Below are 24,884 nucleotides of genomic sequence, written 5' to 3'. Positions count from 1 at the left end.
GGCCCCTCTCGTCGTATCAACCGTCGGATCAGGCCTCGAACCGGTAGCCGAGCCCCCGCACGGTCAGGAGCATCGACGGCTGACCCGGATCGACTTCGATGCGCGACCGGATGCGCTTGATGTGCACGTCGAGCGTCTTCGTGTCGCCGAAGTAGTCGCTCCCCCAGACACGATCGATGAGCTGGCCGCGGGTCATGACCCGGCCGGCATTGCGCATCAGCACCTCGAGCAGCTCGAACTCCTTCAGCGGCATGTTGATCTCGCCGCCGTCGACCGCGACCGTATGGCGGTCGAGATCGATCGTGACGCGGCCGCCGGCCAGCACCCGCTCGTCGACCTCGACATCCGCCGTGGCCGCACGACGCAGCACCGCACGCATCCGGGCGAGGAGCTCGCGCGACGAGTAGGGCTTCGTGACGTAGTCGTCGGCGCCGAGCTCCAGGCCGACAACGATGTCGACCTCGGAGTCCTTCGCGGTCAGCATGATGATCGGCACCTTCGAGGTGGTGCGGATGATGCGGCACACCTCGGTTCCCGGCATGCCGGGCAGCATGAGGTCGAGCAGCACGACGTCTCCGCCGCGCGCGTCGAACGCCTCGAGTGCGGCGGGGCCGTCCTCGGCGATCTCGACCTCGAAGCCCTCGCGTCGCAGGAGGTACGCCAGCGGGTCGGCGAGGTCTGGTTCGTCCTCGACGAGCAGGACACGGGTCATGATGGTTCTCCCTTGGCCCGGGCGGGAAGCGCACGGACGATTCTCTTGGTGGTCTTCTTGGGCGCGACCGGAGCGCCGTCGGGTGTCGGGATGGCGGGCAGGCGCACGGTGAACGTCGACCCGTGGCCCTGGCGCGACCAGAGCTGCACCTCGCCACCGTGTCGCTGCACCGCATGCTTGACGATCGACAGACCCAGTCCCGTGCCGCCGGTGCGTCGCGAGCGCGCCGCGTCGGCACGGTAGAAGCGTTCGAACACCCGCTGCTGCTCGTCTTCCGGGATGCCGATGCCGCGATCGGTCACGGCGATCTCCACGGTGTCGTCCGAAGCGCGCACCCCGACGCCGACCTGGCTCGCCGGCGGGGAATAGACGATCGCGTTGGCGATGAGATTGCCGATCGCTTCACTCAGCACCTGCACGTCGCCGCGCACGTACAGTCCGCGGTCGCCGCCGCGGATGAGCGCAACGCCGGCCGACTCCGCGGTGATGGCGTTGGTCTCGATGGCCGACGTGACGACCTCGTCGACGGCGACGTCGCGCAGCTCGGTCAGTTCGTCGGAGGACTGCAGGCGCGACAGGCTCATGATGCGCGAGGTCAGGTTGCCGAGCCGGAGCGCCTCCGCGCTCAGCCGACTGGCGAAGGAGCGGACCTGCTGGGGATCGTCGGCCGCCGACTCGATCGCCTCGGCCAGCAGGGTCACCGCGCCGACGGGCGTCTTGAGCTCGTGGCTCGTGTTGGCCACGAAGTCGCGCCGCATCGCGGCGAGCCGTTCGCGCTCGGTGATGTCGCGGACCAGCACGAGGGTGAAACGCGGCGTGATGCTGCTCGCCCGCGCGACGACGAGCCTCGGCTCGGCCGGCGCCACACCGCGCCGCAGCCGCAACGTGCCCGTCTCGGAGTGCGAAACGCCGCGGGAGGAACGCAGCAGGGTGCGCAACTCCTCGCCCGGCACCGTCTCGCCCTCGCGCAGGCCGAACAGTTCGGCGGTGGGCGAGGTCGCGATGACGGTGAACGAGGCATCGACGATCAACGCCGCCTCGTCGAAGGCGCGGAGCACCTCGCGGGCACCGGCGGGGAGTTCACCGTCGGCCTGCTCCTGCGCCTTGACGCGGGCGCGCCAGGCGAGGAAGGCCACGGCGCTGATGAGAAGGCCGACGAACACGCCCGCGACGAGGGCGACCAGCGCGAGCTGCGTCGGATTCATTCCTCCAGAGTAGGACGCCGCCTCGGCCCCCGCCGTCGCTCTCGCGACGAACCCGTGAGCCCACGGACGGATGTTCATCGGCCCGGCACCGTTCGTTAACCTTGGGGAGCGACAATCGCGTCGCCGTGAGTACGGCGTCGTGCTGTCTCCGCAAGAAGGAAAGGTGCTCCGATGCGCGAAGTCTTCCACCAGTCCCTCGAGGACGTCCAGGCGCGACTGGTCGAGATCTCCGAGCTGGTGACCGTCGCGATCGAGAAGGCCACGCGTGCGTTCAGCACCAGCGACATCACCCTGGCCGAAGAGGTCATCGACGCCGACGCGATCATCGACGAGAAGGCGGTCGCGATCGACGAGCAGGCCATCGAGATCCTCGCCCGCCAGCAGCCGGTCGCGCGTGACCTGCGCATCGTCGTGGCCGCGCTGCGCATGAGTGCGTCGCTCGAGCGGATGGGTGACATCGCCGAGCACGTCGCGCAGCTGACGCGCATGCGGTTCCCCGAGCGTGCGATCCCCAAGGGACTCAAGAACACCTTCACCAAGATGGGCGAGATCGACGTCGAGGTCGCGCGTACCCTGACCGAGCTCCTCCGCACCGAGGACCTCTCGCTCGTCGAGACCCTCCGCGGTCTCGACGACCGGCTCGACGACCTCCACCTCAGCGTCTTCGAGAAGGTGCTGAGCGAGAACTGGCAGGGTGAGGCGGCCGCGACGGTCGACGCGACGCTCGCGAGCCGCTACCACGAGCGCTTCGCCGACCACGCGGTGACCGTCGGCAAGCGCGTGGCCTACCTCGCGACGGGCGAGTGGCGCCCCGACACCGAGACGATCGGCGTGATCGTCGGCGAGAGCGGTCTCTGACCGCATCCCGCAGACGACGAAGGGGCGGTGCCGATCGGCACCGCCCCTTCGTGTGTGTTCGACTTACTTCTTGCCCTGGTTCGCCACGGCCGCGGCGCCCGCGGCAGCCGCCTCGGGGTCGAGGTACTGGCCGGGGCCGAGGGGCTGCAGGTCTTCGTCGAGCTGGTACACCAGCGGGATGCCGGTCGGGATGTTCAGCTCGGCGATGTCGTCGTCGCTGATGCCCTCGAGCTGCTTGACCAGTGCGCGCAGCGAGTTGCCGTGCGCGGTGACGAGCACGGTCTTGCCCGAGCGCAGGTCGCCGGCGATCTCGGACTCCCAGTACGGCAGCAGACGGTCGATGACGAGTGCGAGCGACTCGGTGCGGGGCACCTCGCCGTCGATGCCGACGTAGCGGGGGTCGTCGACCTGGCTGTACTCGTCGTCGTCCGCGAGGGGCGGCGGCGGAACGTCGAACGAGCGACGCCAGAGCATGAACTGCTCGTTGCCGAACTCCTCGAGGGTCTGCGCCTTGTCCTTGCCCTGCAGAGCGCCGTAGTGGCGCTCGTTCAGGCGCCACGAGCGCTTCACGGGGATCCAGAGGCGATCGGCCGCGTCGAGGGCGATCTGCGCGGTCTGGATGGCCCGGCTGAGCACGGACGTGTACAGCACGTCGGGCAGCAGCCCCGCCTCGGCGAGCAGTTCGCCGCCGCGGTGGGCCTCGGCCTTGCCCTGGTCGGTCAGTCGGACGTCGACCCAGCCGGTGAACTGGTTGGACTTGTTCCACTCGCTCTGCCCGTGGCGGAGGAGGATCAGGGTGTACGGCGCACTCATGCTCCGAGTCTACCGAGCCGAGGCCTGCGATCATGGGGTCATGGCCCCGGCACATATCGGGCAGGCCACCCGTGGCACCACCAACACGAATCGCCTGCGCCGCGTCGATCGCTGGATCGCGCGTCATCCCGTGCTGCGTCGGTGCGCCGACCCGCTGGTCGTCGACCTCGGCTACGGCGCGAGCGGCGTGACGGCTCTCGAGCTCGAGGCACGCCTGCGCGCGGCGCGCGACGACGTCGAGGTACTGGGTCTCGAGATCGATCCCGACCGCGTCTCGCGCGCCCGGGCACAGCTCGACGAGGTGCGGGCCGGGCGCACGGCATTCTCGCGCGCCGCACGCGTCTCGTTCGCGCGCGGGGGCTTCGAGGTGCCGGTGCCGGGCGGTAGACGTCCCGCGGTGATCCGGGCCTTCAACGTGCTGCGCCAATACGACGAGACGGATGTCGCCGACGCGTGGTCGCGCATGACGTCGCGCCTCGCACCCGACGGCATGCTCGTCGAGGGGACGTGCGACGAGATCGGTCGCGTGAGCACGTGGATCGAGGTCGGGCCGGATGCTGCACCCCGGTCGCTGACCGTCTCGCTCCGCCTCGCCGGGCTCGACTCCCCGGCGATCGCGGCCGAGCGCCTGCCGAAGGCACTCATTCATCGCAATGTCGCCGGCGAGCGCGTGCACGACCTGCTGACGATGCTCGACGACGAGTGGCGCCGAGCCGCCCCCGCATCCGCTTTCGGTCCCGTCCAGCGCTGGCGTTCCGCGCTGCAGGCGATGAGCACCCGCGGCGCCGAACTCGGCGACCGCTCGCGCTGGCGCCTCGGCGAGTTCACCGTGCCCTGGAGCGCCGTCGCCCCGGCCTGACCCGAGCTCCCCGCCGAGCAGCCGAACCGCGCCGAGCGGCGGTCAGGCGTCGTGCCAGTCCGCCGCGTCACGGCGCGCCGCGGCGCGGCGGGCGATGGCCACGGCGGCCTCGAACCCGTCCTCGGGGTGGGAGACGAGATGATCGGTCGCGAGGGCATGCAGCCGCACCTCCCAGTCGGTGGATGCCGCGGCGGTCTCGATCGCGTCGCGGCCGGCCTCGCCGAGCATCACGAAGGCCCGGCTGAGGCTCTGCCGCACGTCATCGGCACCCGATCCGAAGTGGTCCGCCAGCTCGGCGGCGAGCGCGCCACGCTCGGCATCCGGGGCCAGACCGGCCGCCGTCCGCCAGGCCGTGCGCGCGACATCGGGGTCGTCGTCGTGCAGGAGGTCGGCTGTGATCGCCGGCCACGCCCGGGCGTCACCGATCTTCGAGAGGGTGTGCAGCGCCTGGCTGCGCGCACGGGGGGACGTCGACATCAGCTCGGGGAGCACCCGGTCGAGGGTCGTGTCGCGGTCCTGCCGGGTCAGGGCCCAGGTCAGGGTCTCGCGGACGGTGAAGTCGGGCTCGTGGGCGCATTGCTCGACGAGCACGGGCACATACTCGGGACGCGGGTAGGTGCCGGCGGCCATCGCGCTGCGGACGCGCTCGGACCCGTCCGACGAACCGAGGGCTCGGCGCAGCAGGTCGGCTGCGGTGGGGGTGTTCTCGCTGGTCATGGTGTCACTCCTCCTCCCCTATCGAACACGCTCGCGGGACGCCGCGGCCCGATCGCGTCGTTCTCACAACGCGGTCTCAGGCCTCCGACGCCGCGCGGCGGCTGCGACGGGCTGCCTGCCGAGCCCGCCCGCGACCGCGCTCGGCGAGGAAGACCGCGAGGTCGTCGACCACTGTCTCGATGAGCGCCGCCCGCGGCCCGTCGGCATCCCACCCCGCGTAGAGCTGCGCCTCGAGGCATCCGTCGGCGCCGAGGATGGGCACCGTCACGGTTCCCGGCGCCGGGTCGTCGGTGAGCACGGCTATTCCGCGACCGGCCGCCACCAGGGCGCGGGCGATCGCGGGCTGCCTGACCGTGATGGGGTCGTCGTAGTCGAGCCCCGCCCTCCCGACCTCGTGATCGAGGGCACGTCGGGCCGCACTGTTGGGCGTGAGCAGCACGAGCGGATGCTGCAGCAGCTCGGCGACGGCGACTTCGGCCCGACGAGCGAGCTCGTGCTCGCGGGGCACGTGCGCCCACACGCGCGCGGGCGAGAGCCGCCGCGCCCGCCAGCCCGGACGCGGGGTCGTCGTCGAGATCCCGAGGTCGGCCCCGCGGGTCGCCGCCAGGTCGAAGACGCGGAAGGGGTCGGCATCGTCGCAGTCGAGCACGGGCGCCTCTGCGCCCCGGGCGACGAGGTACGGGGCGATCGCCGAGGTGATCGTCGCCGAAGGGGCGATGACATGCAGGATCGCGCGCGTCTGGCCGCTCTCCTGCTTCGTGCGTCCCACCACGTTCTCGGCGAGTGCCAGCAGGTCGGTTACGCGGTCGTAAAATCTCGCGCCGGCCGGCGTCGGACGTACCGGCCCGTTGCCGCGGATCAGCAGTCGGACGCCGAGCTCGTCCTCGAGCCGTTGGATCTGCCGTGTCATCGCCGGCTGCGTGATACTGCGGCGTCGCGCGCCCGCAGAGATCGAACCCTCCTCGATGACGGCGGCGAAGGATGCGAAGGCGAACAGGTCGGCCATGCACCCAGAACATACCTCAATGCCCGAATATCATTCGACAACATGGTTCGTCTCTCGCCAGCATGGCGGAACGGCGCTCCCGCGTCGCGATGAGAGGACCCGACCCCATGACCGTTCCCGCCCCCGCGCTCCACGATGAGCGCAAAGCCCGCCGGGCTGCCTTCGGCTCGTTCGTGGGCACCTCGATCGAGTGGTACGACTTCTACCTGTTCGGAACGGCGGCGGCCCTCGTGCTGCCGACCGTGTTCTTCCCGGGAGCCGACCCCGCGATCGGGCTGCTGGCCTCGTTCGCGACGTTCTGGGCCGGGTTCCTCGCCCGGCCGTTGGGCGGTCTGTTCTTCGGCCACATCGGCGACCGCCTCGGCCGTAAGAACACCCTCGTCGTCACCCTCGTGATCATGGGCGTCGCCACCTTCCTCATCGGGCTGCTGCCCGGCGCCGACACGTGGGGCGTGGCCGCCCCCATCCTGCTCATCGCGCTGCGGGCCGCGCAGGGATTCGCCGTCGGCGGCGAGTGGGGCGGCGCCGTCCTGATGGCGTCGGAGAGCGCGCAGAAGGGCCGCGGAGTCCGCTCCGCGATGTGGGTGCAGCAGGGCTCGCCCGTCGGCAGCATCCTCGCCACCGTCGCGTTCCTGCTCGTCGGGCTCCTCGACCAGGAGGCCTTCCTGTCGTGGGGCTGGCGCGTGCCCTTCCTCGCCTCGGCCGCGCTGGTCGCCGTCGGGCTCCTCATCCGACTGAAGGTCGAGGAGTCTCCGGAGTTCGAGGCGGCCGCGTCGGATGCCGACGTCCCCCGCATCCCGATCGGCGAACTGCTGCGCCACCACTGGGGCACCCTGCTGGTCGGCGTGCTCGCCTGTGGTCTCGGCATCGGCGGCGCCTACTTCACCTCGACGTTCATGCTGTCGTACACGACGACCCAGCTGGGCGTCGACCGTCAGACGATGCTCATGATCCTGCTCGGCACGGTGTTCGTGCAGTTCGCCTGGCAGCCGATCGCAGCGCGCATCGCGGAGCGCGTCGGAACGGCCCGGTTCATGGTGGTCAGCCTCGTCGTGGCGATCGCCATCGCCTTCCCGGCGTTCCTCATCATCTCGGCAGGCGAGCCGCTCGGCATCTTCCTGGTGCTCGCGGCGGTCATGATCCCGACCTCGGGCTACTACGCCGTGCTGGCCGGTTTCCTCGCCCAGGCGTTCCCGGTGCGCATCCGCTACACCGGCATCTCGGCGGCCTACCAGCTCTGCGCCACGCTGATCGGCGGCACCACTCCCCTGCTCGCGCAGCTCGCGCTGAACATCGGCGGGGGCAGCTGGGTCGGCATCGCGGTCTTCTACGTCATCCTCATCAGCATCACCCTGATCGGCGTCGTGGGTGTGACGGTGCGCAGCGGCTTCTCCGCGGCCGCCGAGCGTCGTGAGCGCGCCGAGGTGACCGCATGAGGCTCGACGCGATCATCGAGAACGGCCGCATCCGCACCGGCGACGCCGACCGCCCGATGGTCTCGCGCGTCGGGGTGTTCGCGGGACGGATCGTCGGGGTCGACGAGGAGATCGACGGCGCCACGGCCGACCGCGTGCTCGATCTCGGCGGCGCGCCCGCCGTGCCCGGGTTCCACGATGCCCACCTGCACTTCAGCCTCCACGGGCAGAAGCTGCTGCGGCTCGACCTCTCGCACACGGCGCGACCCGACCTCGACGCCGTGTACGCCGCGATCTCGACGGCCGTCGCGGATGCCGCGCCCGGCGCGTGGGTGCTCGGGCGCGGACACGACCAGAACAAGCTCGGCCGCCACCCGCACCTGGCCGATCTCGATCGCATCGCGCCCGACAACCCCGTCTACCTCGAGCACACCTCGGGGCACATGGGGGTCGCCAACAGCGCCGCCTTCCGCGCGATGGGCCTCGACCCCGCCGCGCTGCCGCACCACGTCGACGGCGGCCACGTCTCTCGCGACGCCGACGGCCATCCCGACGGCCTGCTGCAGGAGCGGGCTCAGGAGCTCGTCACGGGCGGGTTCCTGCCGGTCGCGCTCGACACGCACCGCGAGGGCTCCCGGCTGGCATCGGCCGACCTGCTCGGATACGGCATCACGACCGTGACCGAGCCGGGCATCGGCGCCCCCGGACAGATCGGGCAGAGCCCCGTCGAGCTGCGCGCCTACCAGGAGGGCATCGAGGCCGGCGACGTCCGTCTGCGCATCAACGCGATGCCCTACATCCGCGTCATGCACGACCTCGGCGCGATCGGGGGCAGAGAGACCGGGTGGGGTCTCGACCTGGGAGCCCGCACGGGGCTCGGCGACGACCGGCTGCGGATCTCGGGCACGAAGGTGCTGAGCGACGGATCGCTCATCGGACGCACCGCGGCGATGTGCTGCGACTTCAGCGACGACCCGGGCAACCGGGGCTTCCTGGTGTGGGAGGAGCCCCAGCTGCGCGAGATGATCCGCGACGCGCACCGCAACGGCTGGCAGATCGCGACCCATGCGATCGGCGACCGGGCGCTCGACGCGCTGATGGATGCCGTCGACGCCGCGCAGCGGGAGTTCCCCCGCCACGACCCGCGCCACCGCATCGAGCACTGCGGTGTGTCGCGTCCCGACCAGATCGACCGTGTCGTTTCGCTCGGCCTCATCCCGAGCCCGCAGGGCCGGTTCGTCTCCGAGACCGGCGACGGCCTGCTCGCGGCCGTCGGCCCCGAGCGCGCCGACATGGTCTACCGGATGCGGACGTGGCTCGACCGCGGCGTCGTGCTGCCCGGGTCGACCGACGCACCCATCGTGCATCCCGACCCGATCGCGAGCATCCACGACATGGTCAACCGTCGGACCGCGGCCGGCGTGCCGCTGGCGCCCGCCGAGGCCGTGTCCCCCGAACAGGCTCTGCGTGCCTATACGTACGGTTCGGCGTACGCCGCGCGCGAAGAACATGTCAAGGGCACCATCCGCCGCGGGATGCTGGCCGATCTGGCCGTGCTCAGCGACGACCTGCTGACGGTCGACCCGACGCGCATCTCGTCCGTCGAGGTGGGCGCGACGATCGTCGGCGGCGAGCTCGTGCACGACCGGGGCGCCGTCGTCTCCTGAGACGCGACGAGCGGCACCGCCTCGCGCGGGCCGCTGCGGTCAGATGCGGGGCATGGTCGCGCGAGCCTCGGCCGGCGCCATGCCCGCGGCGGTCAGCAGGTCGACGACCAGCGGGCGCAGCGCGGTGATGATGTTCTGGTCGCCCAGCGACGATCCCGGCACGAGCGCCGTCGGGTCGAGGCGCGCCGCCACCGCCCGAAGTGATTCGAGTGCGATCGGCTCGAGCTCGATGTCGTCGATCGACTGCCCGAGCAGGGCGGCGGCGCGCGCGATCTGCGCGAGCAGGTCGGCTGCGATCGGGCGGGGCTGACGGTCGTCGAGGGCGTAGACGACGCGGCGCGCGATCACGCGGAGGTTGCGCGTCGCGAGGTCGAGGGCGGCGCGCATCCGCTCCTGGCGCTGCAGCTCCTCCCGCTGACGACGGAGGAAGGGCGAGATGCGGGCGACGGCGAGCCCCGACTCGAGCGACGTGGTCCAGTCGTCGACGAGCGGCTGCAGCGACCGGGCCTTCTCGAGGCCGCGGTCGGCCCGCATCCGGTCGCCGCGACGCATGGCCTGGATGACGGTCGCCGCCGCGTTCTCGAAGCCCGCGAACAGCGCACGCCCCGCTCGCGACACCTCGCGGAGCGGGCGCCGGGGCAGCAGCGCGGTGGCGAGCAAGGCGGCGATGGCGCCCACCGAGCCGTCGATGAGTCGCACGAAGGGCATGCTGCCAGGAATGGCGATCACGATAACCGACTGGATGGCCGCGGAGATCGCGAAACTCGGCTGGGGCGACAGCGCCCGGGCGATGAGCATCGTCGCGGTCAGCGCGAGGGCGAGCTGCCACGTTCCCGAACCGACGACGAGCACGATCAGCTCGGACACGAGCACACCGACCAGCATCCCGATCACCGTCTCGAGCACACGTCGGGGACGCGCGTCGCGGACGAGGCCCAGACTCGAGATCGTGACCGTCGCGGCCAGCAGCGGTGATGCGTGCCCCAGCACGATGTGCGCGAAGGCGTAGGCGACGGATGCCGCGACCACGATCTGCAGGATGGCGGGCGCCGATTCGCGCGCGCGGTTCAGCCCCCGCCGCGGGCGCACGCGAGCGCGCCAGCCGGTCGCGATGGGCGCGGTGACGGCGGGCGGCTCGTCGGCACGCTCGGGCGCCACGTCAGGTGCGGCGGCTCAGCCGGGGCAGCCGCGGCGGCGCGGCTGTGCGACCGGCGTCGGGCGGGACGACGACCTCCTGCACGGCGGAGACGACCGCGCCGTCCGCGTCGACAGCGAGCTCGGCGTCGACGGGGACCGTCCGCTTGACGATCGCCAGCGCGATCGGCCCCTGCTCGAAGTGCCGTGCGACCGAGGTGATGCGACCGACCTCGTCGCCGTCGCGGCGCACGATGGCACCCGGGTCGGGCAGGACCGCGTCGCTGCCGTCGAGCTGCAGCGCGACGAGTCGGCGCGGCGGGTGACCGAGGTTGTGCACCTTGGCCACCGTCTCCTGGCCGCGGTAGCACCCCTTCGACAGGTGCACGGCCGTGCGCAGCCAGTCGACCTCGTGCGGGAGCGTCATGCCGTCGGCCTCGGCGCTCGCGCGAGGGCGCCATGCGGCGACGCGCAGGGCTTCGGCGGCCCAGCGACCGACGATCCGGAGCTCGCCCGAGACCGCATCGGTGGCGAGACGATCGAGCAGGTCACGGGCGACGACGGCCTCGGCCCAGTCGCGGCCCGAAGCCGGGTGCCCCTCGCCGAGGGCGTAGCCCCAGCCGCCCGTCGAGACCTCGGGCCACGGGTCGCGCCAGACCGCCGCGGCGTCAAGCCGCGACACCGCCTCGGCCGTGCCGCCCAGCACCGCGGTGTCGTCCGACCGGTCGGCGACCTCGACACGCAGCCGGAACCGCATCCGGGTCAGCCACGAGGTGAGCGCCTCGCGCCGGTCGGCGTCGGTGATCAGCCACGTCGTCTCGCCGTCGTCGACGACGGATGCCGCATGCTCGACGTGCCCGTGGGGGTCGAGAACGAGCAGCTCGGTGCTCTCGCCGGGAAGGAGCCGGGTGAGCGCCTGCGACGTCAACGAGTCGAGCCAGCTCAGCCGGTCGGGTCCCGTCACGGTGATGACGGCGCGGTCGCCGAGGGGCGCGAGGGCCGCGCCGCTGTCGAGTAACTGCTGCTCGCGCATCGGGTTGCCGACGTGGATGAGACCCTGCTCGTCGCAAACCGCACCATCGAGACCGGCGAAGGCCGCGCCGTCGCCCGCCATCATTCGGCCTTGGCCAGGCGTGCTGATGCGTGCGAGGCGAGCTCGCCGCCGAGCGCGGCGATGTCCCAGGCCCAGAGCAGGTGTCCGTCGACCAGGCCGTACATGCGGGTCGCGGCGGTGTAGTCCTTCGCGCCCGACCCCCGCACGACCGCATCCGTCGCGAGGTCGATGCGCGGCCCGCGCACCTGACCGAGGTACAGCTCGCTCACCCCGTCGGAGTGCACGAGCGCGACCTCGAGGTCGAAGCCGCCCTCGGCGTTCCGGAGCGCCTCGACGTCATCGACGGTGCGTTCCCGGGCGGGTGCGGGTGCCGGAAGCAGACCCGGCCCGACGTCTTCGACGCCCGCGGGCCGGGAGACGCGCCAGTAGCCGGTCTCGGCGACGAGCGGACGCACACGTTCGCCGCCGTCGTCGAGCAGCCAGGCGCCGGCCGAGTAGTTGAGGTAGTCGCCGCCGTCGTGGCTGAAGCTGACCTGGTGGGCGAACTCTCCGGTCAGATGCCCGTCGGCCGTCTCGTAGTCGATGACGCCGGTGCCTTCCCAGACACCGAGCAGCCAGGACAGCGGGACGAGATCCGCCGGGAGATCGGTCGGCAGCTCGAGCACGGTGTCAGCGCTGGCCGCGATAGAGGTTCTTCACGACGACGCCCGAGACGAAGACGATCGCGAGCGATGCCAGTCCGAGCAGGCCCACGAAGAAGATTTCGAGCGCGAGGAGATCCATGTTCCCTACTCTACGCCCGCGGGCGCGCTCACGCCGCGACGAGCGCGGAGAGCCCGAAACCGATGCCGATGAAGCCCATGACGAGGAGTGCACCGAGAACGCTCGCGGCCACGCGCTCGATGAAACCGCGCGATCGGCCGAGGGCGAGCTGCACGCCGAAGGCCACGATGAGGCAGCCCCCGAGCGCTACGGGCATCCAGACCGCCCGCGTCTCGACGGGCGCGAGGACTCCGACGAGGACGGCGGCGACGGCCGCGATGATCCAGACGGCGACGACTCCGGCGACGGTGCGCGGCGGTGCGAGATCGGGCGTGGTCACCGTTCCATTGTGGCCCACCCCGCTGTCGCCCGCGACGATGCGCGCGGTGCGACCCGAGCGAACGCCTAAGATGAGGTCACGTCCCGGCCGCTCCCGGAGGATTACCCGTTGGCACAGCTTCTCGTCTTGAGTTCCACGCATGGCGGTGGTCTCGCGCTGCCTGCGCTCGAGCTGCTCAGCCATCGGGTGCGCCAGATCCCCGCCGAGCCCGCGCAGCTGGTGAACGCGCCCAGCGCCGAAGTCGTCTTCGTCGACGCGCGCCATGACCTGGTCGGCGCGAAGTCGCTCTGCAAGATCCTCGGCAGCACCGGTATCGATGCTCCCCTCGTGCTCATCGTCACCGAGGGCGGCCTGACGGCGGTCTCGACCGACTGGGGCGTGGATGACGTCATCCTCGCGACCGCCGGTCCCGCCGAGATCGATGCCCGCATCCGTCTCGCGATCGGGCGGGTGAGCAAAGAGGCGGTGTCGAGCCGCATCCAGACCTCCGGCATCACGATCGACGAGTCGTCGTACTCGGCGAAGGTGCACGGACGTCCGCTGGACCTCACCTACAAGGAGTTCCAGCTGCTGCACTTCTTCGCCACCCACCCGTCGCGCGTCTTCACCCGCGAGCAGCTGCTGAGCGAGGTGTGGGGCTACGACTACTTCGGCGGCACCCGCACGGTCGATGTCCACGTGCGACGCCTGCGCGCGAAACTCGGCGATCTCGAGCAGTTGATCGGCACGGTCCGCAACGTCGGCTACCGGTTCAACGTGTACGAGGACGATCCGGTTCCCGCCGGTCGCGAGACCGGCCAGAGCTGACTCTCCGTCCCGTTCACCGGCAAGACACGCAGGACTGCCATGATGAGGGGATGATCGACACCGAGGCCCTGGACTCCGGTCTGGGCGACGCAGACGACGACGACTTCGATCCCGCGGTCGAAGACGTCGACGCTCAGCTGCCCGACCACCGCTACACCGATCGTGAGATCAGCTGGCTCGCCTTCAACCAGCGCGTGCTCGAGCTCGCCGAAGACCCGACGATGCCCGTGCTCGAGCGGGCCAACTTCCTCGCGATCTTCGCGAGCAACCTCGACGAGTTCTTCATGGTCCGCGTCGCCGGCCTGAAACGACGCATCATCACCGGCCTCGCGGTGCCGACCAACGTCGGTCGCGCTCCGCAAGAGGTCCTCGCCGACATCTCGGCCGAGGCTCATGCGCTGCAGCTGCGGCACTCGCGCGTCTGGGGCGGCGAGGTCCAGCCCGCGCTCGTCGAGGCCGGGATCGAGATCGTCGGCTGGGACGACCTCGACGAGTCCGAGCGCAGCCGCCTGTACGACTACTTCCAGGCTCAGGTCTTCCCCGTGCTCATGCCGCTCGCGGTCGACCCGGCGCACCCGTTCCCCTATATCTCGGGTCTGTCGCTGAACCTCGCGATCCGCATCCGCAACGCCAAGACGGGCCGCCAGGAGTTCGCGCGCCTCAAAGTGCCGCCGATGCTCCCCCGATTCGTCGAGCTCGACACGGGAAGCTCCGTCAAGCGCTACCTGCCGCTCGAGCACCTCATCGCGAACAACCTCGGAGACCTGTTCCCCGGCATGGAGATCCTCGAGCACCACACCTTCCGGCTCACGCGCAACGAGGACGTGGTGATCGAGGAGGACGAGACCGAGAACCTCATCCAGGCCCTCGAGGCCGAGCTGCTGCGCCGCCGCTTCGGACCGCCGATCCGCCTCGAGGTCACCGAGGACATGGACGACGTCACGCTCGATCTCCTCCTCGGCGAACTCGACATCACCGATCAGGAGGTCTACCGGCTGCCGGGGCTGCTCGACCTGCGCGGACTCTTCGACCTCGCCCGCATCGACCGCCCCGAGCTGCGCTACAAAGCGCACGTGCCGACGACGGCGACGGCCTTCCAGCCTGCCGAGCAGAACGGGCGCACCGACTTCTTCGGCGCCATCCGCGCCGGCGACGTCCTGGTGCACCACCCGTATGAGTCGTTTACGACGAGCGTCGTCGCGTTCCTCGAGCAGGCGGCACGCGACCCGCATGTGCTGGCGATCAAGCAGACGCTCTATCGCACGTCGGGCGACAGCCCCATCGTGCAGGCGCTGATCGATGCCGCCGAGCGCGGCAAGCAGGTGCTCGCGCTCGTCGAGGTCAAGGCCCGGTTCGACGAGGCCGCCAACATCGTGTGGGCCCGCAAGCTCGAGAAGGCGGGCGTCCACGTCGTGTACGGCCTGGTGGGGCTCAAGACCCACTGCAAGCTGCTCCACGTCATCCGCGAGGAAGACGGCGCCCTGCGTAGCTACAGCCACATCGGCACGGGAAACTACAACCCCAAGACGAGCCGGCTCTACGAGGACTTCGGCCTCTTCACGAGCGACGAGCAGGTCGGCCGCGACCTGACCCGCCTGTTCAACGAGCTGAGCGGGTACGCGATCGAGAAGAAGTTCAAGCGCCTGCTCGTGGCCCCGCTGCATCTGCGCAAGGGACTCCTGCGCCACATCGACACCGAGCGCCGCAACGCTCTCGACGGCAAGCCGGCGCACATCCGCATCAAGGTCAACTCGATGGTCGACGAGCAGATCATCGACGCGCTGTACCGGGCGAGCCAGGCGGGGGTGCGCGTCGACGTGTGGGTGCGCGGCATCTGCTCGCTCCGCACCGACCTGCCCGGCGTCACCGACAACATCACGGTGCGCTCGATCCTCGGCCGCTATCTCGAGCACTCGCGCATCTTCACGTTCCACAACGCCGGCGACACCACCGCCTTCATCGGCAGCGCCGACATGATGCACCGCAACCTCGACCGGCGCGTCGAAGCGCTGGTCCGCGTCGTCGCGCCCGAGCACGTGAAGGAGCTGACGACGCTCTTCGACCTCGCGATGAGCGACTCGACGAGCTCGTGGCATCTCGGCGAAGGCGGGGTCTGGACGCGTCACGCGTTCGACGACGACGGCAAGCCGCTGGTCGACCTGCAGGAGCGCACGATGGCTCAGGTGCAGCGTCGACGCCGGGCACGGGCGGTGCGATGACCGACACCGCGGTGTACGCGGCCGGCGGTGTGGTGTGGCGGTGGGTCGACGACAAGGTGAAGGTGCTCATCATCCACCGCACCAAGTACCGCGACCTGACGCTCCCCAAGGGCAAGGTCGACCCCGGCGAGATGCTCGCCGAGACGGCGGTGCGCGAGATCCGCGAGGAGACCGGCATCACGGTGCGGCTCGGCCCGCCCGTCGGCGTCTCGAAGTACCACCTGCCGAGCAAGAAGCAGAAGATCGTCCATTACTGGGCCGCCGAGGCGACCGATCTCGCGATCAAGATGTCGACCTTCGTGCCTAACAAGGAGATCGCGGCGCTCGAGTGGATGGGGCTGAAGAAGGCCCGCAAGGCTTTGAGCTACCCCGTCGACGTCGAGATCCTCGACGAGTTCGTCCGCCTCGTCGACGAGCGCGCGATCGACACCTTCCCCCTCATCGCCCTGCGCCACGCGAAGGCCGTCGCCCGCGAGGACTGGGACGGCGAGGATGCGGCGCGCCCGCTGTCGGCGCGCGGCAAGAAACAGGCCCACGCGATCGTCGGGCCGCTCATCGCGTTCGGCGCGCGCCGGATCGTCTCGTCCGACGCCAAGCGGTGTCTGCGCACGGTCGCTCCCCTGGCGGGCGCGCTGAGCAAGCGGATCGAGAGGTCGCGCTCGCTGTCGCAGGAGGCGTGGGAGCACGGGAAGGCGGATGTGCGCGCGGTCGTCGGCGAGCGCGTCCGCGCCCGCAAGCCCGTGGTGCTGTCCACCCACGGACCGGTGCTGCCCGACCTCCTCAACGAGATGGCCCTCGCCACCGGCACGCTTCGCGGGTCGTATCTGGGCAGCGCGTCGGCCCTCGAGACGGGGGCGTTCTCGGTCGTGCATCTGCCACGCGAGAACCCGGGTGCGGGCATCGTCTCTATCGAGACGCACCTGCCCAAGATCTGACCGTCACGACAGCCGTCGTACCAGCTGCGCCTTCGTCAGTCGTGAGTACCCCGTGAGGCCGGCGGCCCGCGCCCGAGCGCGCAGCTGCACCACCGTCATCGACGCGAGCGCGGGCGCGCCTGCGGACTCCTCGACAGCGGATGCCCCACGGCGGGGCTCCTGCGCCGCGGGGTCATCGGCCCCGGGCTCGCCGAGCGCCGCCGCGAGCTCGTCGTCGGCCTCGCGCGAGGCCAGCTCCGCCCGTGCCGCGGCCTTCTCGGCCTGGGCCGCGCGTCGGCGACGTTCCTTCGACTCCGTCTTCTTCGCCGCGGCCTCCGCCTCGGCGTCCCGGGCCGCGGTCTCAGCCTGCTCCGCCTCCGCGCGCAGACGCGCCTTCTCGGCAGCCCGACGCACCGCCGTCTCGACGGCCTTCTCGAGCCGTTCCGCCGCGGCGCGCGCACGTTTGGCCACCTTCTTGGGCGAAGACCGCATCCGCTTGTCCGACACCGCGGCGGCCTCGCGCGCCTCGTCGATCGCGTCACCGAGCGGACGGGCGATCTTCTTCGGCAGTTTCTTGGCGGTCTTCCGCGCCTTCTTCGCCGCGTGCGCGACGCCGTCGACGGCCTCGCGGGCTGCCCGCTCCTGCTTCGATGTCTTCGCCATGCCGCACACCGTAGCGGCAATACGTGAACGACGCGCCGCCCGAGAAGCCCGGTATGACGCGGCAGCTCGAGGTCGTTCACCTTCTGTTCACCCCCACAGCGCACTCTCGTAAGGGACGGTGTCTACCGTTCGGGACGAACCTGCACCGGGTTCTCGTCATCAACATGCGAAGGATTCACACAGTGAAGCTCTCCCGATTCGCCCAGCTGGGCGCCGTGGCCGCCGTGGCCTCTCTTGCCCTCGCCGGCTGCGCCGCTAACGAAGGTGCCGCTCCCGACGCCGGCGCCGGCTCGAGCGACTCCTCCGCCCCCGCACTCGAGGGAAACCTCGTCGGCGGCGGCGCCTCGTCGCAGGAGGTCGCCGTCCAGGCCTGGACGCAGGGTCTGCAGACCGCCAACCCCGGCCTCACCATCGACTATGACCCGTCCGGATCGGGCACCGGCCGCGAGTCGTTCCAGGCCGGCGCCGTGCAGTTCGCCGGCTCGGACCGGGCGTTCAAGACCGACGAGATCTCGGCCGGCGGCTTCGAGGCATGCGCCGACGGCTCCGACCTCGTCGAGCTGCCCACCTACATCTCGCCGATCGCGGTCGTCTTCAACCTCGACGGCGTCGACTCGCTGAACCTCGACGCCGACACGCTGGCGAAGATCTTCGCCGGCCAGATCACGACGTGGAACGACCCGGCCATCACGGCGCTCAACGAGGGCGTCGACCTGCCCTCGACCGCGATCACGCCCGTGCACCGCTCCGACAAGTCGGGCACGACCGGCAACTTCACCGACTACCTCGCCAAGACCGCGGCCGACGTCTGGACGGCCGGCTCGGTCGAGGAGTGGCCGGCGCTCGGCGGCGAGGCCGCTCAGGGCACCTCGGGCGTCATCTCCGCCGTCGAGGGCGGCCAGGGAACGATCGGCTACGCCGACGCCTCGCGCGCCGGCAACCTCGGCACCGTCGCCATCCAGGTCGGCGACGAGTTCGTGGAGTACTCCCCCGAGGCCGCCGCGGCGATCGTCGACGCGTCGCCCGAGGAGGACGGCCGCGCCGCGACCGACATCGCGATCGCGCTCGACCGCACCAGCACCGAGGCCGGCGTCTACCCCATCGTCCTCGTCAGCTACCTGATCGGCTGCGCCGAGTACAAGGACGCCGCGACCGCCGACCTGGTGAAGGGCTTCTTCACCTACGCGGCGAGCGCCGAGGGCCAGGACGCCGCGGCCTCCGCCGCCGGCTCCGCGCCCATCTCGGAGACCCTGCGCACGCAGGTCACCGAGGCCATCGAGGCCATCAAGTAAGACGCTCCGGGTGCCCGGTCCGGCGTTTCGCCGGGCCGGGCACCTCGCGCGGTTCCCGCCCGTCGCACAGAATCGAAGCCATGACCACAACACCCGAGGTCACCCGAACCGGGACCCCGACGGCCAAGACCCGAGCGGGTGACCGCTGGTTCTCCGGCACCGCGCTCTTCGCCGGCTCGATGATCCTCGTGACCCTCGCCGCGGTCGCGATCTTCCTGATCATCCAGTCGCTTCCCGCCTTCGTCGCCACCAACGAAGACGCCTCGATCCTGCCCGACAACTTTTGGTCGTACGTCGGACCCCTCGTGTTCGGCACCGTATGGGCCGCCGCTCTGGCGCTGCTCATGGCTGTTCCGCTCTCACTCGGCGTCGCCCTCTTCATCTCGCACTACGCGCCCCGCCGACTCGCGCAGGCCCTCGGCTACGTCGTGGACCTGCTCGCCGCCGTCCCCTCCGTCGTCTTCGGTCTGTGGGGCATCGGCGTTCTCGCCCCCGCCGTGCAGCCGATCTACAGCTGGTTCGTCGAGAACGCCGGCTGGTTCCCGCTGTTCGCCGGCCCCGTCTCGAGCACCGGCCGCACGATCTTCACCGCATCCGTGGTGCTGGCCGTCATGGTCACCCCGATCATCACCGCCATCTGCCGCGAGATCTTCCTGCAGACGCCGACCCTGCACGAGGAGGCCGCGCTGGCCCTCGGGTCGACCCGCTGGGAGATGATCCGCATGGCCGTGTTCCCCTTCGCCCGCAGTGGCATCGTCTCGGCGGCCATGCTCGGCCTCGGACGCGCGCTCGGCGAGACCATGGCCGTCGCGATGGTGCTGTCGGTGTCGGGCGGCGTGACCTTCGCGCTCTTCACGTCGGGCAACCCGTCGACGATCGCGGCGAACATCGCGCTCACCTTCCCCGAGGCGTACGGCACGAACGTCAACGTGCTCATCGCCACCGGTCTCATCCTCTTCATCGTCACCTTCGCGGTGAACGCGGTCGCTCGCTACATCGTGAGTCGCCGCAAGGAATTCTCGGGGGCGAACTGACATGACCACGACGATCACTCCCCCGGCCACGCCGACGCGCCAGGCCTCGACCAGCCTCACCACCGGTCATCTGCCCAAGTGGGCACCGTGGGCCATCCTCGGCGCCTCGCTCGTGGTGGTCGGCATCTTCTTCGGCGTCATCGCCGCGGCAGCCGGCGAGGGCCTGAACGTGCCGGGATGGCTTATCCTCTCGGCCGTCGCCTACCTCGTGCTGGTCACCGCCGTCTCGGCCGCGGTCGAGGGGCGCCGCAAGGCCACCGACCGCCTCGTGACGGGTGTCGTCACCGTGGCCTTCATCATCGCGATGGTGCCGCTCGTCTCGGTCGCCTTCACGGTCATCACCCTCGGCGCCCCGAGCTGGAGCGGCGAGTTCTTCAGCTCGTCGATGCGCAACGTCGTCGGTGAGGGCGGCGGCGCGCTCCACGCCATCATGGGCACGGTGCTGATCACGCTCGCGGCGGCGGTCATCTCCATCCCGATCGGCATCTTCACGGCGATCTATCTGATCGAGTACGGCCAGGGGAAGCGCCTCGCCCAGGGCATCACCTTCCTCGTCGACGTCATGACCGGCATCCCCTCGATCGTGGCCGGCCTGTTCGCCTACGCCCTGTTCGCGCTCTTCCTCGGACCCGGCGTCCGCCTCGGCATCATGGGCTCGGTCGCGCTCGCGGTGCTCATGATCCCCGTCGTCGTCCGTTCGACCGAGGAGATGCTGCGCCTCGTCCCGAACGAGCTGCGCGAGGCCTCGTACGCGCTCGGCGTGCCCAAGTGGCTCACGATCGCGAAGGTCGTGCTGCCCACCGCGATCGCGGGCATCACGACCGGCGTGATGCTGTCGATCTCGCGCGTCATCGGCGAGACCGCTCCGCTGCTCATCACGGCAGGCTTCACGGCATCCATGAACTACGACCTCTTCAACGGTCGTATGCAGACCCTGCCGGTCTTCACCTACACCCAGTACATGAACCAGGGCATTCCCGCCGAGGCCTTCGTCGGTCGCGCGTGGGCGTCGGCTCTGACCCTCATCGTCATCGTCATGCTGCTGAACCTCGTGGCGCGCCTCATCGCCCGATTCTTCGCACCCAAGACCGGCCGCTGACCCGAAAGAAAGAACCTCCGTGTCAAAGAGCATCGAAGTCAACGACCTCAACGTCTACTACGGCGACTTCCTCGCCGTCGAGGGTGTCTCCCTCGACATCGAGCCCCGTAGCGTCACCGCCTTCATCGGCCCGTCGGGCTGCGGCAAGTCGACGTTCCTGCGCACCCTGAACCGCATGCACGAGGTGATCCCCGGCGCCCGCGTCGAGGGCAGCGTGCTGCTCGACGGCGACGACCTGTACGGCCCCGGCGTCGACCCGGTGCTCGTGCGTCGCCAGGTCGGCATGGTGTTCCAGCGGCCGAACCCGTTCCCCACGATGTCGATCCGCGAGAACGTGCTGGCCGGCGTCAAGCTCAACAACCGCCGCATCTCGAAGTCGGACTCCGACGCCCTCGTCGAGAAGTCGTTGCGCGGCGCCAACCTCTGGAACGAGGTCAAGGACCGCCTCGACAAGCCCGGCTCGGGCCTTTCGGGTGGCCAGCAGCAGCGTCTGTGCATCGCTCGCGCCATCGCGGTGTCGCCCGACGTCCTGCTGATGGACGAGCCCTGCTCGGCCCTCGACCCGATCTCGACGTTCGCGATCGAGGAGCTGATCCAGGAGCTCAAGAGCGACTACACCGTCGTCATCGTCACGCACAACATGCAGCAGGCCTCGCGCGTCAGCGACAAGACCGCCTTCTTCAACATCGCCGGCACCGGCAAGCCCGGCAAGCTCATCGAGTACGACGACACCACCTCGATCTTCACCACCCCGTCCGTCCAGGCCACCGAGGACTACGTCTCCGGCCGCTTCGGGTGACGTGCGGGGCCGGGGTGCGGTGGGGCTTGTGGTTGGGCTTGGGCTGGGGCTTGTGAGCCGCTGAGCCCGGTCCGGGATGCAAGGGATCGTGCGCGACGCGCCGGTGCGAGGACTCCTCGCCCGGCGCGTCGCCGCATCCGCCTTGCATCGCGGCCTCGGGTCGGCCTGCATCACGACCCCCGGGCCCGCGGTGCCTCGCCGGGGCCAGCGCCCTCGGCTGCCCGCGCGGGGCCGCGATGCAAGGGATTCAGACCGACACCCCGGCATGGATGACGTCCGGCCGGGGTGTCGCGTCCGAAGCCGTGCATCCGGGTCCGCGGACCGGCCACCACTCGGGTCCTCCCCCATGCTCACCGCGGCGTCGTGATGCACAGAAGGGGCACCACCCGCGGGTGAGTCGCCGAGCCGATTTCACGCTGGTCGGATGTGTGCCACCCGATCGATCTTCACCACCCGCCAGCTGCGAGCCGACGGGCTGACACATCGCGACATCACCGCAGCGCTCGACACAGGACGGCTCGAGCGCATCCGGATCGGCATGTACGCGTCGCCCGACGCGTGCCGAGCCGCGCGGGCGGTCGCCGCCCACGGAGGGTCGATGGCATGCGTGACGGCGGCGCGTCACCACGGTCTGTGGACGCTCGACGACGAGGATGAGCCGCACGTCTGGCTCAAGACCGGGCAGCGAGCCCACCACGAAAGCGCATGCGGATGCGTCGAGCACTGGGACCGCGATCGGCGACGCACGGCATCCGGCCCGCTTCCGCTACCGCAGGTACTGCGGCAGATCCTCGGATGCCGCGGCCCCGAGCAGTTCTTCGTGGCCGTCGAGTCCGCGCTGCGACAGGGCCGTCTCAGCTCGGACGAGCTCCGCTGGCTGCGCAGGAACACGAACGCACGCGGACGCGAGGCGCTGCATCTCGCTCGTACGGACGCCGACAGCGGCCTCGAGTCGCTGCTGCGGTGGCGGCTGCGGCGGTTCGGGCTGCGCGTGCGCACCCAGGTCGCCGTGTTCGGCGTCGGCGTCGTCGATGCGCTGATCGGCGATCGACTGATCGTCGAGCTCGACGGTCGCGCAAATCACGACGGCGCGACGATGAGACACAAGGATCTCGTGCGCGACGCGAACGCGGCCTCGTGGGGGTACACGACTCTGCGCTTCGACTACGCACTCGTCATCCACGACTGGGACCTCGTCGAGACCGCCATCCTCGGCGCCTTCGCCTCTGCGGGCCCCGGCGCCGCGGCCTCCGCCTGAGCCGGTGCGCCGGTGCGCCGACGCGCGGATGCGCGGATGCAAGGGATCGCTTCCGACACCCCGGTCAGCCTTGGGCTTCACCGGCGCGCCGCGCTCGTTCCCTTGTATCGCGGCATCCGCTCGCGCAGGTCGGTGGGCCCGGTCACCGGCCACAGGCCACAGCCCACGACCCACAGCCCCGACCCACGACCCACGGCCCACGGCCCACGAGCCACGGGCAATGGGCCGCGATGCAAGGGAGTACGGAAGACACCCCGGCAGCCTCAACCCCCGCACGGCGCGTCGCGCATAATCCCTTGCAACGCGGCAGACGCGGCCCCGCCCGAGGAGCCGGGCCGGGTCAGTCGCGCGGCGAGAGCAGGTAGTCGTTGAGGGATGCGGTGAACTCGGCATCGACGGCGAGGGCGGCGCCGTCGAGCTCGACGATGGGGGCTGCGAGCCGGACGCTGGACACGAGCCAGGCGGCATCCGCTCGGCGCAGGTCATCGAGCGGAATCGTCTCGTAGACGGTCTCGAATCCGCGCTGCGCGAGGTGCTCGAAGAGGCTGAGCTGGGTCGTGCCGTGCAGGATCCCGCCGTTCGGGGCGGGCGTGACGAAGGTGTCGCCTCGCCGCAGGATCAGCGATGCGGTGGGCGCCTCGAGCACGAATCCGTCGGAGCTGAGGAAGATCGCGTCGTCGCTGCCGCGCCGGTGCGCCTCGCGGAGCGCCGCCATGTTCACCGCGTACGACAGCGTCTTGGCGCCGAGCAGCAGCCAGGGCGCGCGTGCCGGTGCGTCGATCGCGTACCCCCGGTCGAGGGTCACGACGCGGATGCCGTCGGTGCGGGGCGCCGTGAAGTCCGCGGCCGCCGCAGCGGTCGCCCAGGCGGTGGGCGTCGGGCCGTGCTCGATACCCCGGCTGAGGATGAGCTTGACCACTCCCTCGCCCGGGCCGCTCTCGGCAGCCGCGATCGCGACCGCCGCCCGCCACTGCGCGATGTTCGGCGCGGGCAGGTCGCAGAGCTCGGCGGAGTGAGCGAGGCGCTCGAGGTGCGCCTCGACCTCCTGCGAGTGACCGTCGACGACGCCGATCGACTCGAAGATGCCGTCGCCCCGTTGCGTGCTGAGCTCACCGACGGTGAGCGCCGGCGCGGCCGGGTCGACCGACGTGAAGGTCGACGCGAGGTCGGACGGGGTCTCATCCGCCGCGAGCGGGTCGATCATCAGCGCGAATCGCAATGCCATGCGCCGAGCCTACGACGCGCCCGAGTGCCGGGATGCACGACATCCGGTGCGACACCCCGCGAGGGATGCCGGCCGCCCGGCATGTCGCCCCAGAACCCTTGCATCGCGGCACCAGCCGGCAGGCGCCCAGCCACCAAGCCCGGCCCGATCGACCTCATCCGCTACCCGCCAGAGGTCCCGATCGTCAACCCCGGGAATGCCCACGGGTGGGGCTCCGTTAGACTGTGAGTGCCGGGCCGCAGTAACCCCGGGCTCCATCTTCAGCCGCTGCGAGCGGCCACGCGCCGAGAGGCGTTCTGCGGCCCGGCACTTATCTTTTCCGCCGCGAACGGCGAACCGCGAAACCGCGGAGATCAGGGCGGAACCGCCTCGACCTCACCGGCTCAGGTCAGCGCTTCGCGCCGCCACAGGCCCGCGCACGAACCCAGGTCTTCGGCGTACGTGCTCAGTCGCAGGGCGCGCGCGGTGAACGCCGACGAGCGGTCGGGCTCGCTGGCGTCGTGGTCGTCGGCGACGGATGTCGCACCCGCCGCCTGCACACGGCAGAACGACGCCGCGCGCTCGAGGGCGACGGCGAAGTCGCCGCGGAAGACGCCCCGCAGGATGATGTCGATCAGGGCCACGAGCTCTTCGGGACCCGCGGGTGTCGGAGCACCGGCGATGACCTCGTCGGCCGAGCGCAGTGTGACTCTGCCCCGCTCGTACAGCAGCGCAGCGGTGCGCGGGTCGCGATGGATCATGAGCTGCAGCAGGTACAGGCGCCACAGCGCACCGGGCAACGACTTCGCGGGCGAACGCGACCAGAGCTCGGCGACGGTGTCGATCCCGTGCTCTGCGGTGAAACCCACAAGGCGGTCGACGACGGCGTCGCTCGGGTCTTCGCGCACGCGCGACAGCAGGGCACCCGCCGTGGCATGAGCCACGCGCGAGACCTCCGCGGGGTCCTCACCGGCGAAGTGTCGATCGAATTCGTCGGCGGGGCGCCGAACGGGCTTGTGGTAGTCCCGGGATCCGTCCGTCATCAATCCAGGC

The 24,884-nt window shown here is 70.6% G+C and carries 23 protein-coding genes and 1 pseudogene; 12 read left to right on the top strand and 12 right to left on the bottom strand.

Annotated elements, in window-relative coordinates; all coding sequences use genetic code 11:
* Positions 1-28: 28 nt before the first annotated feature.
* Together BLT21_RS13915 and BLT21_RS13910 are read right to left on the bottom strand one after the other, a co-directional pair.
* Positions 29-712 carry a response regulator transcription factor gene (locus BLT21_RS13915; RefSeq protein ID WP_091503136.1) on the bottom strand — a complete coding sequence of 228 codons (684 nt, stop codon included), beginning with the start codon at positions 710-712 and terminating at the stop codon, positions 29-31.
* A complete protein-coding gene (locus BLT21_RS13910; protein WP_091503134.1) occupies positions 709-1,917 on the bottom strand; it encodes a sensor histidine kinase in 1,209 nt (402 codons plus the stop codon). The genes BLT21_RS13915 and BLT21_RS13910 overlap by 4 nt, the downstream gene beginning before the upstream one ends.
* 171 nt (positions 1,918-2,088) lie before the next feature.
* Here BLT21_RS13910 and phoU point away from each other — a divergent pair, with 171 nt between their 5' ends.
* A complete protein-coding gene (gene phoU, locus BLT21_RS13905) occupies positions 2,089-2,775 on the top strand; it encodes a phosphate signaling complex protein PhoU (protein WP_091503132.1) in 687 nt (228 codons plus the stop codon).
* 63 nt (positions 2,776-2,838) lie between these two features.
* Here phoU and BLT21_RS13900 read toward each other — a convergent pair whose 3' ends face one another.
* Positions 2,839-3,588: a phosphoglyceromutase gene (locus BLT21_RS13900; protein ID WP_091503130.1), complete on the bottom strand. Its 750-nt coding sequence runs from the start codon at positions 3,586-3,588 to the stop codon at positions 2,839-2,841.
* A 40-nt stretch (positions 3,589-3,628) separates the two neighbouring features.
* Between BLT21_RS13900 and BLT21_RS13895 the strand changes: the two genes are divergently transcribed.
* Positions 3,629-4,447: a class I SAM-dependent methyltransferase gene (locus tag BLT21_RS13895; RefSeq protein WP_091503507.1), complete on the top strand. Its 819-nt coding sequence runs from the start codon at positions 3,629-3,631 to the stop codon at positions 4,445-4,447.
* Positions 4,448-4,489: 42 nt separating this feature from the next.
* Here the strand turns inward: BLT21_RS13895 and BLT21_RS13890 are convergent, their stop codons facing one another.
* The gene (locus BLT21_RS13890; RefSeq protein ID WP_091503128.1) at positions 4,490-5,164 is read right to left on the bottom strand and encodes a HEAT repeat domain-containing protein; all 675 of its coding nucleotides are present in this window, start codon (positions 5,162-5,164) and stop codon (positions 4,490-4,492) included.
* A gap of 76 nt (positions 5,165-5,240) precedes the next feature.
* Complete coding sequence (locus tag BLT21_RS13885) at positions 5,241-6,170, bottom strand: LysR family transcriptional regulator (protein ID WP_091503126.1); 930 nt, start codon at positions 6,168-6,170, stop codon at positions 5,241-5,243.
* On the opposite strand from BLT21_RS13885, the pseudogene BLT21_RS13880 reads away from it, so the two are divergent.
* Together BLT21_RS13880 and BLT21_RS13875 are read left to right on the top strand one after the other, a co-directional pair.
* Positions 6,146-7,360 (top strand): annotated as a pseudogene (locus tag BLT21_RS13880) (MFS transporter); the annotation flags it as partial. The gene BLT21_RS13885 and the pseudogene BLT21_RS13880 sit on opposite strands and share 25 nt — an antisense overlap.
* A 242-nt stretch (positions 7,361-7,602) precedes the next feature.
* The gene (locus BLT21_RS13875) at positions 7,603-9,252 is read left to right on the top strand and encodes an amidohydrolase (protein WP_091503122.1); all 1,650 of its coding nucleotides are present in this window, start codon (positions 7,603-7,605) and stop codon (positions 9,250-9,252) included.
* 39 nt (positions 9,253-9,291) lie between these two features.
* On the opposite strand, the gene BLT21_RS13870 is transcribed toward BLT21_RS13875, so the two are convergent.
* The 4 genes from BLT21_RS13870 to BLT21_RS13855 form a co-directional block, all read right to left on the bottom strand.
* Positions 9,292-10,410 (bottom strand): FUSC family protein, encoded by a 1,119-nt coding sequence (locus BLT21_RS13870; RefSeq protein ID WP_256336081.1) that lies wholly within the window; start codon positions 10,408-10,410, stop codon positions 9,292-9,294.
* 1 nt (position 10,411) lies between these two features.
* A complete protein-coding gene (locus BLT21_RS13865; protein ID WP_371113447.1) occupies positions 10,412-11,503 on the bottom strand; it encodes a CAF17-like 4Fe-4S cluster assembly/insertion protein YgfZ in 1,092 nt (363 codons plus the stop codon).
* On the bottom strand, positions 11,500-12,105 hold the full coding sequence (locus BLT21_RS13860; RefSeq protein ID WP_091503117.1) for a nitrobindin family protein: 606 nt from the start codon (positions 12,103-12,105) through the stop codon (positions 11,500-11,502). The genes BLT21_RS13865 and BLT21_RS13860 overlap by 4 nt, the downstream gene beginning before the upstream one ends.
* Before the next feature lie 146 nt (positions 12,106-12,251).
* On the bottom strand, positions 12,252-12,542 hold the full coding sequence (locus BLT21_RS13855) for a hypothetical protein (RefSeq protein ID WP_091503115.1): 291 nt from the start codon (positions 12,540-12,542) through the stop codon (positions 12,252-12,254).
* A gap of 108 nt (positions 12,543-12,650) precedes the next feature.
* Here BLT21_RS13855 and BLT21_RS13850 point away from each other — a divergent pair, with 108 nt between their 5' ends.
* The 3 genes from BLT21_RS13850 to BLT21_RS13840 are packed head-to-tail and all read left to right on the top strand — an operon-like array spanning position 12,651 to position 16,503.
* Positions 12,651-13,349, top strand: a complete 699-nt coding sequence (locus BLT21_RS13850; protein WP_091503113.1) for a winged helix-turn-helix domain-containing protein — start codon at positions 12,651-12,653, stop codon at positions 13,347-13,349.
* A gap of 50 nt (positions 13,350-13,399) precedes the next feature.
* Positions 13,400-15,568 carry an RNA degradosome polyphosphate kinase gene (locus BLT21_RS13845; protein ID WP_091503111.1) on the top strand — a complete coding sequence of 723 codons (2,169 nt, stop codon included), beginning with the start codon at positions 13,400-13,402 and terminating at the stop codon, positions 15,566-15,568.
* The gene (locus tag BLT21_RS13840) at positions 15,565-16,503 is read left to right on the top strand and encodes an NUDIX hydrolase (protein ID WP_091503109.1); all 939 of its coding nucleotides are present in this window, start codon (positions 15,565-15,567) and stop codon (positions 16,501-16,503) included. Before BLT21_RS13845 ends, BLT21_RS13840 begins: the two co-directional genes overlap by 4 nt.
* A 3-nt stretch (positions 16,504-16,506) precedes the next feature.
* On the opposite strand, the gene BLT21_RS13835 is transcribed toward BLT21_RS13840, so the two are convergent.
* Positions 16,507-17,145: a Rho termination factor N-terminal domain-containing protein gene (locus BLT21_RS13835; RefSeq protein ID WP_091503107.1), complete on the bottom strand. Its 639-nt coding sequence runs from the start codon at positions 17,143-17,145 to the stop codon at positions 16,507-16,509.
* 182 nt (positions 17,146-17,327) lie between these two features.
* Here BLT21_RS13835 and pstS point away from each other — a divergent pair, with 182 nt between their 5' ends.
* The 5 genes from pstS (at position 17,328) to BLT21_RS13810 (ending at position 22,627) form a co-directional block, all read left to right on the top strand.
* A complete protein-coding gene (gene pstS / locus BLT21_RS13830; protein ID WP_091503104.1) occupies positions 17,328-18,437 on the top strand; it encodes a phosphate ABC transporter substrate-binding protein PstS in 1,110 nt (369 codons plus the stop codon).
* 80 nt (positions 18,438-18,517) lie between these two features.
* Positions 18,518-19,471, top strand: coding sequence for a phosphate ABC transporter permease subunit PstC (pstC, locus tag BLT21_RS13825; RefSeq protein WP_091503102.1), 954 nt, complete (start codon positions 18,518-18,520; stop codon positions 19,469-19,471).
* 1 nt (position 19,472) lies between these two features.
* Complete coding sequence (gene pstA, locus BLT21_RS13820) at positions 19,473-20,570, top strand: phosphate ABC transporter permease PstA (protein ID WP_091503100.1); 1,098 nt, start codon at positions 19,473-19,475, stop codon at positions 20,568-20,570.
* A gap of 19 nt (positions 20,571-20,589) precedes the next feature.
* A complete protein-coding gene (pstB, locus tag BLT21_RS13815; protein ID WP_091503097.1) occupies positions 20,590-21,369 on the top strand; it encodes a phosphate ABC transporter ATP-binding protein PstB in 780 nt (259 codons plus the stop codon).
* A gap of 424 nt (positions 21,370-21,793) precedes the next feature.
* On the top strand, positions 21,794-22,627 hold the full coding sequence (locus BLT21_RS13810) for a DUF559 domain-containing protein (protein WP_091503095.1): 834 nt from the start codon (positions 21,794-21,796) through the stop codon (positions 22,625-22,627).
* A gap of 340 nt (positions 22,628-22,967) precedes the next feature.
* On the opposite strand, the gene BLT21_RS13805 is transcribed toward BLT21_RS13810, so the two are convergent.
* Together BLT21_RS13805 and BLT21_RS13800 are read right to left on the bottom strand one after the other, a co-directional pair.
* Positions 22,968-23,852, bottom strand: a complete 885-nt coding sequence (locus BLT21_RS13805; RefSeq protein WP_091503093.1) for an aminodeoxychorismate lyase — start codon at positions 23,850-23,852, stop codon at positions 22,968-22,970.
* A gap of 383 nt (positions 23,853-24,235) precedes the next feature.
* Complete coding sequence (locus tag BLT21_RS13800; RefSeq protein WP_091503091.1) at positions 24,236-24,874, bottom strand: DNA-directed RNA polymerase subunit beta; 639 nt, start codon at positions 24,872-24,874, stop codon at positions 24,236-24,238.
* Between the last annotated feature and the right edge of the window lie 10 nt (positions 24,875-24,884).

Origin of the sequence: Microbacterium sp. cf332 (genome assembly GCF_900102175.1) — a bacterium.
Lineage (GTDB): Bacteria > Actinomycetota > Actinomycetes > Actinomycetales > Microbacteriaceae > Microbacterium.
This window is presented reverse-complemented; position numbering and strand designations above follow the sequence as displayed.

Bases quoted from the DNA above. Each gene is read 5' to 3' on its own strand.
- BLT21_RS13915 (WP_091503136.1), bottom strand. From the start codon at position 712: ATGACCCGTGTCCTGCTCGTCGAGGACGAACCAGACCTCGCCGACCCG.
- BLT21_RS13910 (WP_091503134.1), bottom strand. From the start codon at position 1,917: ATGAATCCGACGCAGCTCGCGCTGGTCGCCCTCGTCGCGGGCGTGTTC.
- phoU (WP_091503132.1), top strand. From the start codon at position 2,089: ATGCGCGAAGTCTTCCACCAGTCCCTCGAGGACGTCCAGGCGCGACTG.
- BLT21_RS13900 (WP_091503130.1), bottom strand. From the start codon at position 3,588: ATGAGTGCGCCGTACACCCTGATCCTCCTCCGCCACGGGCAGAGCGAG.
- BLT21_RS13895 (WP_091503507.1), top strand. From the start codon at position 3,629: ATGGCCCCGGCACATATCGGGCAGGCCACCCGTGGCACCACCAACACG.
- BLT21_RS13890 (WP_091503128.1), bottom strand. From the start codon at position 5,164: ATGACCAGCGAGAACACCCCCACCGCAGCCGACCTGCTGCGCCGAGCC.
- BLT21_RS13885 (WP_091503126.1), bottom strand. From the start codon at position 6,170: ATGGCCGACCTGTTCGCCTTCGCATCCTTCGCCGCCGTCATCGAGGAG.
- BLT21_RS13875 (WP_091503122.1), top strand. From the start codon at position 7,603: ATGAGGCTCGACGCGATCATCGAGAACGGCCGCATCCGCACCGGCGAC.
- BLT21_RS13865 (WP_371113447.1), bottom strand. From the start codon at position 11,503: ATGATGGCGGGCGACGGCGCGGCCTTCGCCGGTCTCGATGGTGCGGTT.
- BLT21_RS13845 (WP_091503111.1), top strand. From the start codon at position 13,400: ATGATCGACACCGAGGCCCTGGACTCCGGTCTGGGCGACGCAGACGAC.
- BLT21_RS13840 (WP_091503109.1), top strand. From the start codon at position 15,565: ATGACCGACACCGCGGTGTACGCGGCCGGCGGTGTGGTGTGGCGGTGG.
- BLT21_RS13835 (WP_091503107.1), bottom strand. From the start codon at position 17,145: ATGGCGAAGACATCGAAGCAGGAGCGGGCAGCCCGCGAGGCCGTCGAC.
- pstC (WP_091503102.1), top strand. From the start codon at position 18,518: ATGACCACAACACCCGAGGTCACCCGAACCGGGACCCCGACGGCCAAG.
- pstA (WP_091503100.1), top strand. From the start codon at position 19,473: ATGACCACGACGATCACTCCCCCGGCCACGCCGACGCGCCAGGCCTCG.
- BLT21_RS13810 (WP_091503095.1), top strand. From the start codon at position 21,794: ATGTGTGCCACCCGATCGATCTTCACCACCCGCCAGCTGCGAGCCGAC.
- BLT21_RS13805 (WP_091503093.1), bottom strand. From the start codon at position 23,852: ATGGCATTGCGATTCGCGCTGATGATCGACCCGCTCGCGGCGGATGAG.
- BLT21_RS13800 (WP_091503091.1), bottom strand. From the start codon at position 24,874: ATGACGGACGGATCCCGGGACTACCACAAGCCCGTTCGGCGCCCCGCC.